Source organism: Hydrotalea sp., from assembly GCF_049968455.1.
In the GTDB taxonomy this organism is placed as follows: Bacteria; Bacteroidota; Bacteroidia; order Chitinophagales; family Chitinophagaceae; genus Hydrotalea.
In genome coordinates this window covers 216,557-233,288 of sequence record NZ_JBMFQT010000002.1, presented here as the reverse complement: position 1 = coordinate 233,288, position 16,732 = coordinate 216,557, and the positions used below count along the sequence as shown (strand labels likewise).

Annotated in this window: 14 protein-coding genes; 5 read left to right on the top strand and 9 right to left on the bottom strand. The window is 35.2% G+C overall.

The annotated features are described in order from the left end of the window. Window positions 1-152 precede the first annotated feature (152 nt). Both ACP5P5_RS02540 and ACP5P5_RS02535 read left to right on the top strand, forming a co-directional pair. Window positions 153-1,139: an acyl-ACP desaturase gene (locus tag ACP5P5_RS02540; protein WP_428284544.1), complete on the top strand. Its 987-nt coding sequence runs from the start codon at window positions 153-155 to the stop codon at window positions 1,137-1,139. A 220-nt stretch (window positions 1,140-1,359) separates the two neighbouring features. Further along, window positions 1,360-3,621 (top strand): hypothetical protein, encoded by a 2,262-nt coding sequence (locus ACP5P5_RS02535; protein WP_428284543.1) that lies wholly within the window; start codon window positions 1,360-1,362, stop codon window positions 3,619-3,621. Window positions 3,622-3,754: 133 nt separating this feature from the next. On the opposite strand, the gene gcvP is transcribed toward ACP5P5_RS02535, so the two are convergent. Together gcvP and ACP5P5_RS02525 are read right to left on the bottom strand one after the other, a co-directional pair. Beyond that, the gene (gcvP, locus tag ACP5P5_RS02530; RefSeq protein WP_428284542.1) at window positions 3,755-6,631 is read right to left on the bottom strand and encodes an aminomethyl-transferring glycine dehydrogenase; all 2,877 of its coding nucleotides are present in this window, start codon (window positions 6,629-6,631) and stop codon (window positions 3,755-3,757) included. Window positions 6,632-6,803: 172 nt separating this feature from the next. Further along, the gene (locus ACP5P5_RS02525; protein ID WP_428284541.1) at window positions 6,804-7,775 is read right to left on the bottom strand and encodes a sterol desaturase family protein; all 972 of its coding nucleotides are present in this window, start codon (window positions 7,773-7,775) and stop codon (window positions 6,804-6,806) included. Between the two features lie 132 nt (window positions 7,776-7,907). On the opposite strand from ACP5P5_RS02525, the gene ACP5P5_RS02520 reads away from it, so the two are divergent. Continuing rightward, window positions 7,908-8,384 carry a YkgJ family cysteine cluster protein gene (locus tag ACP5P5_RS02520; RefSeq protein ID WP_428284540.1) on the top strand — a complete coding sequence of 159 codons (477 nt, stop codon included), beginning with the start codon at window positions 7,908-7,910 and terminating at the stop codon, window positions 8,382-8,384. A gap of 28 nt (window positions 8,385-8,412) precedes the next feature. Here the strand turns inward: ACP5P5_RS02520 and ACP5P5_RS02515 are convergent, their stop codons facing one another. The 5 genes from ACP5P5_RS02515 to ACP5P5_RS02495 form a co-directional block, all read right to left on the bottom strand. Then, a complete protein-coding gene (locus tag ACP5P5_RS02515) occupies window positions 8,413-9,657 on the bottom strand; it encodes an MFS transporter (RefSeq protein ID WP_428284539.1) in 1,245 nt (414 codons plus the stop codon). A gap of 56 nt (window positions 9,658-9,713) precedes the next feature. Beyond that, window positions 9,714-10,346, bottom strand: coding sequence for a deoxynucleoside kinase (locus ACP5P5_RS02510; RefSeq protein WP_428284538.1), 633 nt, complete (start codon window positions 10,344-10,346; stop codon window positions 9,714-9,716). Between the two features lie 27 nt (window positions 10,347-10,373). Beyond that, window positions 10,374-10,877 carry a 2-amino-4-hydroxy-6-hydroxymethyldihydropteridine diphosphokinase gene (folK, locus tag ACP5P5_RS02505; protein WP_428284537.1) on the bottom strand — a complete coding sequence of 168 codons (504 nt, stop codon included), beginning with the start codon at window positions 10,875-10,877 and terminating at the stop codon, window positions 10,374-10,376. A gap of 188 nt (window positions 10,878-11,065) precedes the next feature. Next, on the bottom strand, window positions 11,066-11,947 hold the full coding sequence (locus ACP5P5_RS02500) for a creatininase family protein (RefSeq protein ID WP_428284536.1): 882 nt from the start codon (window positions 11,945-11,947) through the stop codon (window positions 11,066-11,068). 42 nt (window positions 11,948-11,989) lie between these two features. Next, window positions 11,990-12,466, bottom strand: a complete 477-nt coding sequence (locus ACP5P5_RS02495; RefSeq protein WP_428284535.1) for a DUF937 domain-containing protein — start codon at window positions 12,464-12,466, stop codon at window positions 11,990-11,992. A 176-nt stretch (window positions 12,467-12,642) separates the two neighbouring features. Here ACP5P5_RS02495 and ACP5P5_RS02490 point away from each other — a divergent pair, with 176 nt between their 5' ends. Next, window positions 12,643-13,749, top strand: coding sequence for an ABC transporter permease (locus tag ACP5P5_RS02490; protein WP_428284534.1), 1,107 nt, complete (start codon window positions 12,643-12,645; stop codon window positions 13,747-13,749). Between the two features lie 6 nt (window positions 13,750-13,755). After that, window positions 13,756-14,250 carry an SRPBCC family protein gene (locus ACP5P5_RS02485; protein ID WP_428284533.1) on the top strand — a complete coding sequence of 165 codons (495 nt, stop codon included), beginning with the start codon at window positions 13,756-13,758 and terminating at the stop codon, window positions 14,248-14,250. Here the strand turns inward: ACP5P5_RS02485 and ACP5P5_RS02480 are convergent. Both ACP5P5_RS02480 and bioA read right to left on the bottom strand, forming a co-directional pair. Next, window positions 14,247-15,440, bottom strand: a complete 1,194-nt coding sequence (locus ACP5P5_RS02480) for an anhydro-N-acetylmuramic acid kinase (RefSeq protein WP_428284532.1) — start codon at window positions 15,438-15,440, stop codon at window positions 14,247-14,249. The genes ACP5P5_RS02485 and ACP5P5_RS02480 overlap by 4 nt on opposite strands. Continuing rightward, window positions 15,433-16,704, bottom strand: a complete 1,272-nt coding sequence (gene bioA, locus ACP5P5_RS02475; protein ID WP_428284531.1) for an adenosylmethionine--8-amino-7-oxononanoate transaminase — start codon at window positions 16,702-16,704, stop codon at window positions 15,433-15,435. Before bioA ends, ACP5P5_RS02480 begins: the two co-directional genes overlap by 8 nt. Window positions 16,705-16,732 lie beyond the last annotated feature (28 nt).

The following is a 16,732-nucleotide window of genomic DNA, read 5'->3' as shown; positions in this document are numbered from 1 at the left end:
AAAGTATTAAAATACGTCTTTCTGTTAAGAAATTGATTATATCAAAAATCAAATTTTTCAACAAAAAATAAAATTAACGGTTTGAATGATTGTTTCGCGTCAAGGAAACTTAACTTTGCAAACATTTATTCATACAATTTATTTTAGTAACCTTGTTAGAGATTAAAAAAGCAACCCGAAAAGAAGTAATGGTTCATTTGTCGAAAGAAATGGATGATATTATTGAAACTTACTTAAAACCTATTGATGAAAATTGGCAGCCTGCCGATTTTTTACCTCAAAGCAATGATCCCAATTTTTTAGAGGAAGTGAAGGAATTGCAAAAAGAATGTAAAGAATTGCCTTATGATTATTTGGCAGTATTAGTTGGTGATATAATTACGGAAGAAGCGTTACCAACCTATGAAGGGTGGTTAATGCAGGTAGAAGGAATTGTAAATGAAAATACGCAAGGGTGGAGCCGTTGGGTGAGAATGTGGTCTGCTGAAGAAAATAGGCACGGTGATTTATTGAACATGTTCATTTATTTATCCGGAAGGGTAAATATGCGCCAAATGCAAATCAGCACACAATACTTAATTGCCGATGGAATGGATATTGGTGTAGCCAATGATCCTTATTTGAATTTTGTATACACATCATTTCAAGAAACTGCTACACAAATTTCGCATAGAAGAACAGCAACCATTGCCAAAAAATATGGTAATACAAGATTGTCAAAAATTTGTGGTGTAATTGCAGGTGATGAAGCTAGACATGCCAAGGCATATAAAAGTTTTATTGAAAGAATTTTTGAAATTGATACTAGTGAAATGATGTTGGCTTTTGAAGATATGATGCGTAAAAAAATTGTAATGCCGGCTCATTTTCTTCGTCAACAAGGTGAAAAAATTGGAGCAACTTTTTCTCATTTTAGTGATGCTGCGCAACGCTTGGGTGTTTATACTTCAAAAGATTATACCGATATAGTTGAAACATTGGTAAAAGAATGGGGTATTGAATACATGACCGGCTTAACAGATAAGGCAGAAAAAGCAAGAGATTATTTAATGGGCCTTCCGGCACGATTTAGAAAAGTAGCTGAGCGAACTGGAATAAAAGCTCCATTGGAATATGAGTTTAACTGGATATATCGTTAAAGAATTTATATTTTACTATAGAAACAGCACAATATTTATTTGTGCTGTTTTTTTATGCGTAGGTCTTTAAAGATTAATGAAATATTCAAAAGAAACGTTAAACTGTCAAAAAAAATGAGGCTTTATGAAACGATCATTAATTTATTAGCCTTTTTTAAAGTCTATAAAGTAGTTTTTTAATTTATACCGTTTTACTTTTACTTCATTAAAAATTGAGTGTATGAAAAACTTACGCCTAATAGTTTTGCCCTTATTTGTCTTTACCTTCCTAAGTTCCTTTACATCTATAAAAGCTCAAAATAATAGCGAATGGCCCAAGGTAATTTCGGCAAATGATGGCTCAATCGTAAAGATATATCAACCGCAGCCGGAATATTTATCCGGTGATATATTAAAATTTCGATCTGCATTGTCTGTTCAGTCTTCAAATAACTCCGACCCGATTTTTGGTACTTTCTGGTGCGTTGCCACTATTGCTACCGATCGCGATAGTCGTTTAGTGCATTTAATTAATACTCGTGTTCCCAATTTAAAATTGAGTAGTGATAGTGATGTTAACCATATTAACTATCTAAAAACGACTCTTGAATCTCAATTACCTCAGGTAGGCATTGAAATACCCATGGATGAGTTGTTGACACAATTAGATAATAATGCAGAGCAAAATAAATTGGCTCAAAATTTTGATAATAACCCCCCTAAGATTATTTATGCAAGTAAACCCTCAATATTAGTATTGATTGATGGTGAACCTAAAATGCAAAAAAATCCTAATTGGGGTTTAGATGCTGTTGTCAATTCCCCATTTACCATTGTAAGAAATATTGATGGTCAATTCTATTTATATGGTGCTAAGCATTGGTATAAAGCATCAAGTGCAACCGGCCCTTATCAACCTGCGTATAATCCACCTGCCAATTTAAATAAAATTGCCAGTGCTGTAAATGCAGCTAATGATGCTCAAGCCGGTTACAGTAGCAGTTCAGATAAAAGTGATGATAATGGTTATACCGGTTATTCAGACATTATTGTTAGTACACAACCTGCGGAATTGATTCAAACCAATGGTCAACCTAACATGGTGCCCATTGATAATACTTCTTTATTGTATGCTGCTAATAGTAACAACGATATTTTCTTAGATACCAATTCACAACAGTATTACATATTGGTTTCTGGCCGTTGGTTTACCTCAAATAGCCTAAATGGGAATTGGAAATATATTCCCGCCTCCAATATTCCTGCCGATTTTGCCAAAATACCGGAAGGTTCTCCAAAAGATAATGTACTAGCAAGTGTTCCGGGAACATATGCGGCTAAAGAAGCTATTTTAGATGCTCAGATTCCACAAACAGCTAAAGTAGATAGAAATAAAGCAGCTGCTGATGTAACTTATGATGGTGAACCTGACTTTAGGCCTATTGAAGGCACTAATATGCAATATGCTATTAATACTTCTTCATCTGTTGTTCGCTATGGTAATTTATATTACACAGTAGAAAGTGGCGTTTGGTTTGTATCATCAACACCTAACGGCCCTTGGAGTGTAGCAACTGAACGCCCTGCTGAAATTGATATTATTCCGCCTAGCTATCCGGTTTATAACTTGAAATATGTATATATATATGATGTCACTCCCGATTGGGTTTATATGGGTTATACGCCAGGATATTTAAACACTTTTGTTTATGGGCCTACAGTAGTTTATGGAACAGGTTATTATTACAGGCCGTGGTGGGGAAACTATTATTATCCAAGACCATTTACATGGGGTTTCAACATGATGTATAATCCTTGGTACGGATGGGGGGTTGGATTTAATTATAGTTTTGGATGGTTTAATGTTGGGTTTGGTACAACTATTTGGAATGGATGGGCTGGAGGTTGGTGGGGTCCCAGGATTTATCATCCTCCCTATTGCTGGTCGCCTAGAAATTATGGATTTTATGGAAGAAATGCCGGTTTTTATGCTAGAAGGTCCGTTGTGATTAATAATAATCGCTTTGTTACGAACAACATTTATAACTATCGACATGATGTAATAACAAATAACAGGTTTGTATACAATAATAGAAATGTAAATATTCGTAACGATCGTTATAATTATAACAACAATAATATTCGTAATAACAATTTTGAGAACAATAGAAATGTTAGAGGAGAGCATGTACAACCCAATATGCCAAATAATGTGGTAAGAGAAAATAATATTCTAAGTGATAGGCAAGGTAATGTATACAGAAATGAACAAGGAAGATGGGAACAAAGAACTCCTCAACGTCAATGGACTCCCGTTAATAATAATCATCCAGAAGTTATTCATAATTTAGAACGTCAGCAAGCAATGCAGCAACGTGGTCAAATGCGGTTTCAAAATTTTCAAATGAATAGGCCTGCTCCTGTCCAACGTTCAGCCCCTGCACCATCTCGTGGCGGTGGCGGTGGAAATAATGGTAGAGGAAATAATAGATGGGGACATTAATTTTTTTATGGAGTAAAGAAAAGTAAAATTGAAAAAGGCTGCCTTGTGAAAGACAGCCTTTTCTTTCATTCTCAAAAGAAAGCATATTACTTTATTCTTCATTTTTGAATATGCTTCTTTCTGTTGCAACAAACTATTTTTCCATGTAGCTTTCTATGGGTTCACAAGTACAAATTAAGTTTCTGTCGCCATATGTATTGTTAATGCGTGCTACAGAAGGCCAAAACTTGTTTTGTGTTACATAGTATAATGGGAATGCGGCCTGTTGACGGCTATAACTGTGATTCCACTCATCGGCTGCTATCATTAATTGTGTATGCGGTGCATTTTTCAAAGGGTTATCATTTTTATCGGAAACTCCATTTTCAATAGCTTTAATTTCTTCAAAAATGGCTATTAAAGCATCACAAAAACGATCTAATTCGGCTTTGTCCTCACTTTCTGTAGGTTCAATCATAATGGTACCAGGCACAGGAAAGCTCATAGTAGGAGCATGAAAGCCATAGTCCATTAAGCGTTTAGCCACATCTTCGGCCTCAATACCTGCACTTTGTTTAAAGGGGCGCAAGTCAACTATAAATTCATGTGCCGCATAACCATTAGTGCCGGTATATAAAATTTTGTAATAAGGTTCTAACCGGGCTTTCATGTAATTGGCATTCAAAATAGCATATTCGGTAGCCATTTTAACGCCTTCCTTGCCCAATAATTTTATGTAAGCATAGCTAATTAATAGTATGGATGCTGAACCTACAGGCGCTGCACTTACTGCACCAGTGCCTAAGTGATGATTATTCAAAATATGACCAGGTATGAATGGTGCCAATTGTTTAGTTACACAAATTGGACCAACACCCGGACCTCCACCACCATGTGGTATAGCAAAGGTTTTATGTAAGTTTAAATGACACACATCAGCACCAATTTCAGCAGGTGAGGTTAATCCTACTTGCGCATTCATGTTAGCGCCATCCATATATACCAGCCCGCCATTTTCATGAATAATAGCACAAATTTCTTTAATACTTTCTTCAAAAACACCATGGGTAGAAGGGTAGGTAACCATTAATCCGGCCAAGTCATTTTTGTGTAATTCAGCTTTCTCCTTCAAGTCGGCAACATCAATATGGCCTTCCGCAGTTCCTTTAATGACGACCACTTTCATCCCTGCCATTACAGCACTTGCCGGGTTAGTACCATGTGCAGAAATAGGGATTAGTACTATATTTCTGTGGTGGTTATTATGTGCCTCATGAAATCTTTTAATTGTAAGTAGCCCTGCATATTCACCTTGTGCACCACTGTTGGGTTGAAGGCTACAAGCATCAAAACCGGTAATACTACACAAATATTGTTCTAGTTCTTTAATAATCAGTTGGTATCCTTTTGCCTGATTGGTCGGAACAAATGGATGGAGTTGGCTGAATTCAGGCCAACTTACCGGAATCATTTCTGTAGCAGCATTTAATTTCATGGTACAACTGCCTAAAGAAATCATGCTGGTATTTAATGCCAAATCTTTTTGTTCTAATTGCTTAATATAACGCATCATTTGTGTTTCACTATGATGTGTGTTGAAAACAGGATGCGTTAAATAATTTGAGTGGCGATGTGCAAATTCAGGTATATGATTTTCTTCCGCAAATATTACATCAAAAGTTGCAGCCGCAGCATCTTTTTCCTGAGCTGTGGCAAATACCATAACAATATTGAGAATATCATCCTGGGTTGTTGTCTCATCAATAGTAATACCTATTGTATTGTTATCAGGGTAATAGAAGTTAATGCCTTGTTCTTCGGCTATATTTTTTATATTTCGTGCTTCGGTATTTATAAAAATGGTATCAAAAAAATGGTTGTGCACTATGGTATAGTTTAATGCTTTTAATGCATTTTGTAACGCAACTGTAAGAATATGAATGCGTTTAGCAATGTTTTTTAAACCATTTGGTCCATGATAAACGGCATACATTGCAGCCATATTGGCCAAAAGTGCTTGTGCAGTACAAATATTACTGGTGGCCTTTTCGCGTTTAATATGTTGTTCACGAGTTTGTAAAGCCATTCTTAACGCTTTATTGCCTTGTGCATCAATACTTACGCCAATTAACCGACCAGGCATGTTGCGTTTAAATTCATCTTTTGTAGCAAAAAATGCGGCATGAGGTCCACCATAACCCATGGGTACACCAAAACGTTGAGCAGAACCAATGGCTACATCGGCGCCTATTTCACCAGGTGATGTAAGTAAGGTTAGTGCCATTAAATCGGTGGCCATTACAGCATAAGCTCCTACTGCATGTACATTGGCAATAAAGCCTCTATAGTCGGGTATTGTACCATTAGCAGCTGGATATTGAACTAAAGCTCCAAAAAAAGTATCATCTAATAATATGTTCTGGTATTGTCCAAATACTAAATTTATACCTAAAGGGTTGGCACGTGTCATTAACACATCTTTGGTTTGCCCCCAAATATGCTCATCAACAAAGAATTGATGTTTGGTTGTGTTTTCAGTTTTATTAGCATGATGAAAAAGCATAATCATAGCTTCCGCAGCAGCAGTAGCTTCGTCTAACAACGATGCATTGGCTATTTCTAAGCCGGTTAAATCGGTTACCATGGTTTGAAAGTTTAATAAACTTTCTAACCTTCCCTGCGATATCTCGGCTTGATAGGGGGTGTACTGTGTGTACCAACCCGGATTTTCAAATACATTTCGTAAAATAACGGAAGGTGTAATAGTATTAAAATATCCCTGACCTATGTAAGTTTTAAAAACTTTGTTCAGTGCGGCAATACCTTTTATCTCATTTAAAAAACCCTGTTCACTTATAGAATTAGGTAAGTTTAGTGGTTTTTTTAAGCGTATACTTGCCGGAATGGTTTTGTGTATTAAGGTATCTATAGTATCAACACCAATGGTGTTTAGCATTTGTTCAGTATCGGCAGTTGTAGGCCCTATATGACGATTCCTGAATTCTTCATTTTGCATTTGAAATAAATTCATAATATATGTAGGTTGACCACGTTAAAAGATGCGCAAAGTTAAGCGGAATTAACTTCATTTACATGCTATTGTTTAAACTGTGGAAACCATGTAGAAACCTATAGAAATAGCAATGAAAGCAAGTAAAATTAATGGATAAGAACCATCCATCAGGGATTATATCAAAGTTTTCTCATTGAACATTTACTGTTTGCACCTGTAAGCCGGGTGTTATTTCATCGGGATTAAGAATGCCGGTTTCAAAACTTTGTTCTAAATTTTCTATTGCCTGCAAATCCTTACTGGTTTGTCTACTGCCATCATGACTCCAACCGGGAGGGCCAAAAATATATCCCAATCTTTCTTTAAAAGTTAACCCTCTTTGCAATGAATCTTTCCCTATGGCAATCCATTCATGAAAAATAATGGTGAATGCATTGGGCTTTTCCAAATTCTTGGTTAAGCCGTAGTGTATGGGTTGATATTGTTCTGCCGGAATTTCTTCTTGAAAAGTATTGAATAACTTATCCCAAATGATTAAAAACATACCCATGTTTTTATCTAAATATTTTGGGTTTGAACCATGGTGTACCCTGTGATGCGAGGGTGTAACAAAAATATATTCTAACCATCCCAATTTTCCTATACTTTCAGTATGTACAAAAATGCCCCAAATTTGGGTGGCTGAGTACATAAATAAAATATCAACCGGTTTAAAACCAAACCAAGCTAATGGTATAAAGTAAATAAAGCGGTATAATGGTTCAAACACAGAAGAACGGAAGCCTACCGTAAAATTCATAACCGGTGAACTATGATGGGTTACATGCGTAGCCCAAAAAAAGCGAATTTCATGGTCGAATCGGTGTAACCAGTAATACAAGAAGTCTTCCCCTAATAATAATAAAACCCAATATACCCAGCCATAGTTAGACCATGTATGCCATGCGTGTAAAAAACAATATTGCCAAACACCCACGTAAAACAGCCTAAAAACCAAATCGATACCACCGTTTACTAACATTAAATAAATGTTAGTAAACGTGTCTTTAAATGTATAAACTTTTTTGTGTTGTAAGTGCGAAAGCATTAATTCAATGCTGATTATAACTAAATAAATAGGGGTAGAAATTAATATCAGCCATTGTTCTCTTATACTATCCATGCTAAATACATATTTGAATAATGTGGCAAGTTAACACATTCGCTCATAAACAATTAACAAAATAACCTTAATAAATTGTTGAAATAGGTGAAGGGAATGTTTGGTTATCTTTGTACATTGTAATTTTATTCAATGAGGGTAATACCTGAAAATTGGCAACAACAAAGTGTCGCAAACAAAAAAAAGTACAAGAACTGGCTACAGCGTGTGCAACGTAATAAGGTTTTAAAACAATTACCTGCTTTGCATGAAGAGGCTTTTGCACAAATAGATTGTTTGAATTGTGCTGCTTGTTGTAAAAATTATTCGCCCCGATTTAAAACGCCCGATATTAAACGTATTAGTAAGCATTTAAAGCTAAAAGAAAGTGTATTTATTGATACCTATTTGCGATTAGATGAAGAGGGCGATTATGTTGTAAAACAAACACCTTGCACATTTTTGGGTGAAGGGAATGCTTGCTCAATATATGATGTTCGCCCGTCGGATTGTGCACGCTTTCCTTATACCAATGAGGATGTGCTATTGAAAAGAATGAATATTACTTTAAAAAATGCAGAATTTTGCCCGGCCGTATTTTACGTGTTGGAAAAGCTAAGCAATAACTAAATGTTGTATTGATGGTAGCGTTAAAAATTTAGTACTCCATTTTTCTTAATACCGGTACTTTAACCCACGTAACAATAACTACCAGTAAAGTCATACATCCACCAAATACAACTGAAGGAACAACCCCCATTAATTTAGCAGCCATACCACTTTCAAATTGCCCCAATTCATTACTGGAATTTACAAACATAGAGCTAACGCTAAGTACGCGACCTCGCATATTATCGGGTGTTTTTAATTGCATAATGGTACCTCTAACTACTACACTAACGCCATCTACTATTCCTGAAATTAATAGTGCTATGAAGGATAGCCAGAAAACTTTTGATAGTGCAAATACAATAATGCAAGCACCAAATAAACCCACAGCTATTAATAACTTACGGCCTTGCTGTTTACGTAAAGGGAATAGCGTTAACCAAATTACAATACAAATTGAACCCAGGTCGGAAGCGCCATTCAAAAAACCAAATCCTTCAGGTCCTACTTTTAAAATATCTCTAGCATATACAGGAATCATAGCCACAGCCCCACCAAAAAAAACCGCAAATAAGTCAAGAGTAATAGCACTTAATAATTCTTTTGTTCTGTAAACAAAATGTAAGCCTTCTTTCACACTTTCCCAAGTTCGCTTTTCTCCTCGTTCATTTAAAGGAGGTTTAGCTTTTAATAAAAACAAAACTGAAAGTGCAATGCTAACTAAAATAATTACCGCAATTAGGGTGCCTGTATTACCAAATCCGGCAATTAAAAATCCTGCAGTAGCATGGCCTGTAACTGATGCTGAAAGCCACGTACCCTGGCTCCAAGTAGTGGCATTAGCAATAATTTTTTTCGGTACAATATGACCCAATAACGAACTAAAGGTTGGCCCGGTAAAAGAACGAATTATACCGGTTCCAAATACAATGACATAGATAATGGCTGCTATTACACGATTGTGTAGATGTGTTGCTGTAAAATGTGTTGATAGTAATGTAAGCAAAATGGCAGCAACTAAATATAAACTTATGCAAGTTAAAAGCAATTTGCGTTTTTCACTAATATCAATAACGTGCCCAGCATACAATGCAAGCGATATGGCTGGTACCACTTCAGATAAACCAATTAAACCGATGGCGAAAGGGGCATTGGTTAATTCATAAATCCACCAACCAAGCAATGTTGCCATCATGCGCAAGCCCATAATGAATGCAAAGCGGCCAATCATTAAGTTTCTAAATTCGGGAATCCGCATCGATGCAAATGCATCGTGTCGGGTATTATCTTCCATTCAGGTTTAGATTAATTTTACGAATTACGAAAGTAAATGACAATTGCATGCAAAAGTTAGGGTAATGAAAAAAAATGCTGCCCGGTTTCATAATCTCTTTCTAATGCATCTGTAATTACTTTAAGATGTATTGGATTTCCTAAAAAATCAGCATTGGATACATCAAAAAACAATGTTTTAATGTTGTGTTGCTTTATGTATTGTGTATAAGTTTCCTGTAAGTTAAATAAATAACTATCAGGAATATTTTGTTCATAACTACGTTGCCTTTTCTTAATGTTTTGTTGCAACTTTTGTACGGGTGCATGTAAGTATATAAGGATGTCGGGGAAAGCAATTTGTTGCTGCATAATGTCAAACAACTTTTGGTAAAGTCTAAATTCCTCATCTGGTAAATTCACTTTTGCAAACAACAAGCATTTAGAAAATAAGTAATCACTAATAGTTATACTGCTGAATAAATCGTTAGTGTGCAACATGTTTTTTAGTTGCTTGAAACGTTCAGCCATAAAAAACAATTCTAAAGGGAAAGCAAACTTTTCAGGATCGGCATAAAATTTTTCCAAAAAGGGATTATCGGCAAATGCTTCTAAGATTATTCTGGCATTGTAATGTTTGGCAAGTAAATGTGCTAAGGTTGTTTTGCCTGCGCCAATATTTCCTTCAATGGTAATGTAATGGTATTTCATTCAGCAGTTAAATATGGATCAATAAATTTATGGATGATTTAAAAATTTTTCTACCTTAAGTTTATCATTGCACTGTTGTAGCATTTGCGTAATAGAAATTTGAGTAACCGGGTGTGTTAATTGAGGCGCTATTTCCTGCAAAGGCACTAAAACAAATTTGCGTTCTGCCATTGCCGGATGAGGTACAATTAAAATGGGTGTTGTTAATACTAAATTATCTATCAATAAAATGTCTATATCTATGGTTCTATCTGCATAACGTTGTGTTCTAACTCTGCCCAGTTTTTCTTCAATATTTAATAAAGTTTGCATTAGTGCTTCAGGCTTAAATAAAGTTTGAATAGCTATTACCTGATTTAAGTAGGGTGGGTTAGCAGATACCCCCCAAGCTTCGGTTTCATAAACCGATGAGCTTAAAATTATATTACCGCATGTTTGTTCAATTTCATTTATAGCTTGCTGAATATAATTGAATCGGTTACCTAAATTACTGCCTAATAAAATGTAAGCCGTTTTAGTACTTTGCCCCATGAACATTTTTTTTAATTACAAAAGCAAGGGGCAATACTACAACAATTGTAATGATTTTGCTAAGAAATTTCAGCTGTATAGAGGCTTCTTCCCAACATTTAAATGAATGCTATTCCAATTGTATTTTCTTGAATAGTGAAATTGTGTTTACGTTGTAAGCTGCATCAATTTCTAATCTACTTAAAACATTAATGCCTAACTCGGTTATAAAATTCTTGCTGTAATAAAAGCGTAGCCTTATCTGCTTTTACAGCTTTAATCGCATCTGATAGTTGATTCACTACATGGTTCACTTCTAATTCGCCCAATTCTTTGGTTGCTTTGTCGCCTTCGCCCGCATAATGATTGGGGAAATCGGCATACCACCATATGGCTGTATAAACATTTGGAATGTTCAAACGATGTTGATTCATTCCTGATTCATTTTTGGCACTATCCATTTTAACCAATTCAGGCCTTAAATACAATAATTCTGAGGTTTCATTTTCACCAGCATGCATATCGTCATTTATTGGTGAACGGTGTAGTTTTTTAATTTGTTGTAAATAAGCACTATCAGTATGAGGTTCAAAAAAGTAAACGGCATAATTATGAGGTTGTTCTAATCGTGTTTGAATGAAATAGCGAATGAGTTCCGGGTTTCCACCATGACCATTAATAATAATAATTTTTTTAAACCCATTTCTTGCAATTTCATCGCAAGTAGCTTCCAACAAATTCCAAACAACATTTTCTTTCAAAGCAAATACTCCGGGCTGATGCTTTGCTTCATTAATTTGCCCATAGAAATAATCAGGGAAAACAACGGCATATTCTTTTTTTGTGGCACGTGCTGCATATTCACGAACCCTAATTAAATCGGAGCCAATAGGTACATGTGGGCCATGTTTTTCTAAAATTCCAATGGGTAAGATGCAGGTATAATTTGATTGCTTAAGCGCATTATTCCAATCGCTAGCAGTTAATTCATCCCAACGCGTTGGTAATGATTGTGCTATTAGGTGATTGGTTGTAAAAATGAATAATAAAAAAATAATATTTGATATTGTGAAAAGTTTCACGTATTTCATGAGGCAATTTTTAGTAGTGATAAAATGGCGTAAATGTTTTTGCTAGAACATTTTTTTCAAATCATCAAAATCCACATCACCATCTCCGTCTTTATCTAAACCTAATTTTCCGCCAATATTATTCACAATATTTCCAAGGTTACCGCCTGTTGTAATATTACTTAACCAGTTTTGAATACCGCCTTGTTGATTACCCATATTTTGTATACTTGACATTACATTGGGCACAACTGTGGCTGCAATACCAGAGGCGGTTTCTGGCGCTATGCCTAGTTTTTCAGTAATATTGTTGATAAAGTTGTTTGAAATGTTTTGAATAGCTGTGTTTTGTGTGCCTGAATTATCTCCTTGGGATAAACTGCTTATTCCTCCACTATTGAATAAGTTCTTTAATTCGTTTACGATAGAACTTCCTGCTTCTTGCATAACAGCTTCATTATTTTCATTTGGAACGGCTGGATTGTTGACAACTGCATCTTGCGCATGTTGTTTAACCAGTTGCATTATTTCTTCAAACATATAAAATTAATTTTAGTGTGTTCAGTAAAATACAAAATAACTGCGACATTTAAAACAGTGTTTTTTAAAAATCGGGATTGGGCTTTAATCTATTTTTAATTGAAGAAAGTAAATTGCCGGCTTTTGTTTTGTACAAGAGCAATAAACAGATAGCTTTGCTGCACATTTAAAGTAATATGGGAAAAAAGTATAATCAAATAACCGCTATGCTGGCAATTACCAAAGCTAGCCTAAGGGCTACATTGCGCAGTCCTTCTTCTATTGCTTTTAGTATCGGATTTCCTTTGGTATTTATATTGGTTTTTGGTTTTTTGGGTAATAGCGGTGGACTTTCTTTGAATGTAGTAATGGATAAAAATTCGGATACAACCAATGTTATTTATCCTGCTTTAAAAAGTATCAGTAACTTAAAGTTTAAAGATAAATCGGATGAGCAGTTAAAAGAAGATTTAGAAAAAGGCCGAATTACTGCGATTATAAAAATTGTGCGGTCTAACAATCCGGCAATTCCATATACTATTGAATTAAAGAGTTCAGAGTCAGTTAATCCTCAAAATCTTGGGGTGTTAAAGCAAATTATTCAATCGGTAATAACCGGGATTAATACAAAAATGTATCCAAATATGCCCAGTATTGCTAATATCAGTAATGATGTACAAAAAATTCCGGGCAGAGTTTATCGAACCATTGACTTTATTTTACCCGGTCAGTTGGGCTTTTCATTGTTAAGTGCAGGTGTTTTTGGCGTGGCATTTTTATTTTTTAACTTACGGCAACAATTGGTGTTGAAGCGTTTTTTTGCTACACCTATTAAACGCTCGTACATTGTTCTAGGAGAGGCATTAGGACGTATTATTTTTCAACTTATTACTGCAGTTGTAATTATTGTAGTTGGAAAAATTTTCTTCCATTTTACATTGGTACATGGAATTGTTACTTTTATTAATATTATGATTTTGAGCTTTCTGGCATTAATCGTTTTCATGGGTTTTGGATTTATTGTAAGTGGTGTTGCAAAAAATGAAAGTACAATTCCTCCCTTTGCTAATATTTTTACATTACCACAGTTTTTATTGGCAGGTACTTTTTTTTCAATCGATAATTTTCCCGCCTGGATGCAACCATTTTGCAACGCATTACCCTTAACACAATTTAATAATGCCATGCGGGCTATTTCATTTGAAGGTGCATCTTTAATAAGTGTATGGAAAGAAATAGGAATATTAGCTATTTGGGGTGTGCTTATTTATTATGTGGCTATAAAAACCTTTAAGTGGGAATAGTGGTTTATGAAATTATTGAAACAAGCTTTTTTTAGTATTATCATTCTGGCCATTTTGGTACAGGGTTTAGCTTTTATTTTTCCATCTCATATCATTGTTTCCCGGGCAATTACTATTCAAGCGCCGGCTGAAAGTATTAGGCCGTATGTACAAACCATTAACGGTTGGAGCAAATGGGTTGCAGGTATGCACGAGCAAAATGTGCATATTAAAAATGCAAATGAAGCACAAATAGGTAATCGTTGGGTTACTATTCAAAAAGTTACAGCCGATTCTGTAGTTTCCATTTGGCAAAATTCAAAAGGCAAACCGCTTATTTCAACATTACAGTTAATACCTGCGCAAAACAATACATCTACAGTAGTGCAATGGCAATATGAGCAATTTTTAAAGTGGTATCCCTGGCAAAGGTTTGGCGCTATGGTAAGTGACAAAATTATTGGTACCATGCTTGAACAAAATCTCACTGCATTACAAACATTGGTTGAAAAACAGCATTAATTCGGAAAGCTAATTTTGCCCATGGTAATAGCAGGCTGCCCTTTTCCTAACGCGATACCATTGCCGCTTATACATTCATTGGCTAGCAATGCAAATAAAACGGCTTCTTTTGCGTCGGGGTTTATATTTAAATCGTTGGTAGTTTTAAATTGAAAGTTTGGCAATAATTGCTTTAAATGGTGCATGAGTAGGGGATTGTGCATACCGCCGCCGCTGCAGTAAATGGTATATTCCTGTTTTGATTGTGTGGTGGCAAAAATGGCTTCAGCAATGGTTTCAGCCGTAAATAAATTAAGTGTTGCCATTACATCTTCATGGTTATATTGGTGAATATCCGCATTTTTCAATGCTTGTTCCAGATATGCTAAATTGAATAATTCAGGTCCAATTGTTTTAGGAAAACTACTTTTAAAAAAAGAATGTGCTTTTAATGAATGAAGCAAAGCTTTTATCACTTTTCCATTTAAGGCGATGGCTGCATTTTCATCATAATATTGCCCCGGAAAATAATGTTGAACATAAGCATCCATTAAAGTATTGCCGGGTCCTGTATCGCTACAAAATATTTGTTCAATATTTCCATTAGCAGGTAAAAATGTGAAATTGGCAATGCCGCCAATGTTTAACATAATGCGATTTTCATGCGCACTAGCAAATAAAAAATAATCGCCATAAGAAGCTAATGGAGCGCCTTCGCCACCGGCAGCAATATGTTTTTGTCTAAAATCACTAATGGTAATAATGCCTGTTTTGACAGCCAAATGATCACCATCGCCAATTTGTAAAGTGGCATTGTTAAAACCGGGTAATTGATGTAATCTTTTAGGGGCATGATAAATTGTTTGCCCATGGCTGGCTATAATATCAACATCTTTTACAGCAACATTCCATTCTAATAAAGTTGATAAAATTATTTTTGCATGTTCTTCCGCTACCCATTCATTTAAAATGCATACTTTTTGCAGGTCGGCATGACGGTTGCTGAAAATAGATTTTACTTCATTTTTAAAGGTTTGATTATAAGGAACAGTTTTAAACTGAATTACTTTTATTTTAGTGTTATTGCCACTGCCTTCACAACTGCATAAAGCCATATCTAATCCATCCAATGATGTACCGCTCATTAGTCCCAGTATATATTTTACCGGTTTTTGTGCAATATGATATAGTAGTTGTATATTTTTATTCATGCTGTAATACAATGTTAATAATAACCTCAAACACCTTATTCAATTCTGCTTCAGTAATACAATATGGTGGCATAACATATACAGTATTGCCTAATGGTCTTAAATAAACACCTTGCTGTAAGGCCGATTGGGTAATGAATTGGCTTATGTTATTTAAGTACTCATCTTTGCCGCTCGTAATTTCAAACGCCAAAATTGTTCCTAATACTCTAATGTTCTTTATGGGTGCTTTTAATTGAAATAATTGTTGAGAAAATTTTTTAATTTGAAGCACCAACCATTCAACTTTAGCAGCGGTATTGGTTTGTTGTAACAAATCTAAACTTGCCAAAGCAGCTGTACACGCCAACGGATTGGCAGTGAATGAGTGTCCATGAAAAAAGGTTTTAAGTGCGTCATCTTGCACATAAGCATTATAAATTTTATCTGTACAAGCTGTAACACCTAATGCCATCGTTCCACCTGTTAATGCTTTGCTTAAACAAATAATATCGGGCTGTAATGATACATATTCTGATGCAAAAGTTTTTCCCGTTCTGTAAAAGCCGGTCATTACTTCATCAGCAATGCAAATAATTTCGTTGTTTTTAGCTGTTGTAATTAATTGTTCCAATAAATGGGCATCATACATTTTTAATCCACCTGCGCCTTGTACCAAAGGTTCATAAATAAATGCTGCTACTTCATTAGCATGTTGCTCTATAATAGATAGGGAATTGTTGATATTTTCATTAGTTGGCGTATCAATAAAAATTACCTCGAATAATAAATCATGAAAGGCTAACGTAAATACACTTCTATCGCTAACACTCATGGCTCCAAAAGTATCGCCATGATACGCATTTTTAAAAGCAATAATTTTTTTTCGACGATATTGTTGTTCATTCCACCAATATTGAATGGCCATTTTCAAAGCTACTTCAGTAGAAGTACTGCCATTATCGCTGTAAAATATTCTGCTAAAATTACCCGGTAAAATTTTTAATAATCTTTCTGCCAGTTTTACAGCGGGTTCATGTGTAAATCCCGCAAAAATTACTTGCTCCAGTGTAAGGGCTTGTTGATAAAGCTTTTCGGCAATATAGGGGTGTGCATGTCCATGTATATTTACCCACCAACTACTAATAGCATCAATATAACTTTTTCCATCGGCATCGAACAATAAAGTTCCCTTGCCATGTGTAATGGGAATTGGGTTACTTCTATTTTTTTGTGGCGTAAAAGGATGCCATATTACTTTCGCATCGCGTTCAATTAAATTCATAAAGCAAAATTAGGATGTGCATTTCAAT

What these genes read in the sequence shown, in the direction of transcription:
- ACP5P5_RS02510 (WP_428284538.1), bottom strand. Translation starts at nt 10,346, where the DNA reads ATGAAATACCATTACATTACCATTGAAGGAAATATTGGCGCAGGCAAA.
- ACP5P5_RS02525 (WP_428284541.1), bottom strand. Translation starts at nt 7,775, where the DNA reads ATGGATAGTATAAGAGAACAATGGCTGATATTAATTTCTACCCCTATT.
- ACP5P5_RS02500 (WP_428284536.1), bottom strand. Translation starts at nt 11,947, where the DNA reads ATGAAATACGTGAAACTTTTCACAATATCAAATATTATTTTTTTATTA.
- ACP5P5_RS02485 (WP_428284533.1), top strand. Translation starts at nt 13,756, where the DNA reads ATGAAATTATTGAAACAAGCTTTTTTTAGTATTATCATTCTGGCCATT.
- ACP5P5_RS02520 (WP_428284540.1), top strand. Translation starts at nt 7,908, where the DNA reads ATGAGGGTAATACCTGAAAATTGGCAACAACAAAGTGTCGCAAACAAA.
- folK (WP_428284537.1), bottom strand. Translation starts at nt 10,877, where the DNA reads ATGGGGCAAAGTACTAAAACGGCTTACATTTTATTAGGCAGTAATTTA.
- bioA (WP_428284531.1), bottom strand. Translation starts at nt 16,704, where the DNA reads ATGAATTTAATTGAACGCGATGCGAAAGTAATATGGCATCCTTTTACG.
- ACP5P5_RS02535 (WP_428284543.1), top strand. Translation starts at nt 1,360, where the DNA reads ATGAAAAACTTACGCCTAATAGTTTTGCCCTTATTTGTCTTTACCTTC.
- ACP5P5_RS02515 (WP_428284539.1), bottom strand. Translation starts at nt 9,657, where the DNA reads ATGGAAGATAATACCCGACACGATGCATTTGCATCGATGCGGATTCCC.
- ACP5P5_RS02480 (WP_428284532.1), bottom strand. Translation starts at nt 15,440, where the DNA reads ATGAATAAAAATATACAACTACTATATCATATTGCACAAAAACCGGTA.
- gcvP (WP_428284542.1), bottom strand. Translation starts at nt 6,631, where the DNA reads ATGAATTTATTTCAAATGCAAAATGAAGAATTCAGGAATCGTCATATA.
- ACP5P5_RS02495 (WP_428284535.1), bottom strand. Translation starts at nt 12,466, where the DNA reads ATGTTTGAAGAAATAATGCAACTGGTTAAACAACATGCGCAAGATGCA.
- ACP5P5_RS02490 (WP_428284534.1), top strand. Translation starts at nt 12,643, where the DNA reads ATGGGAAAAAAGTATAATCAAATAACCGCTATGCTGGCAATTACCAAA.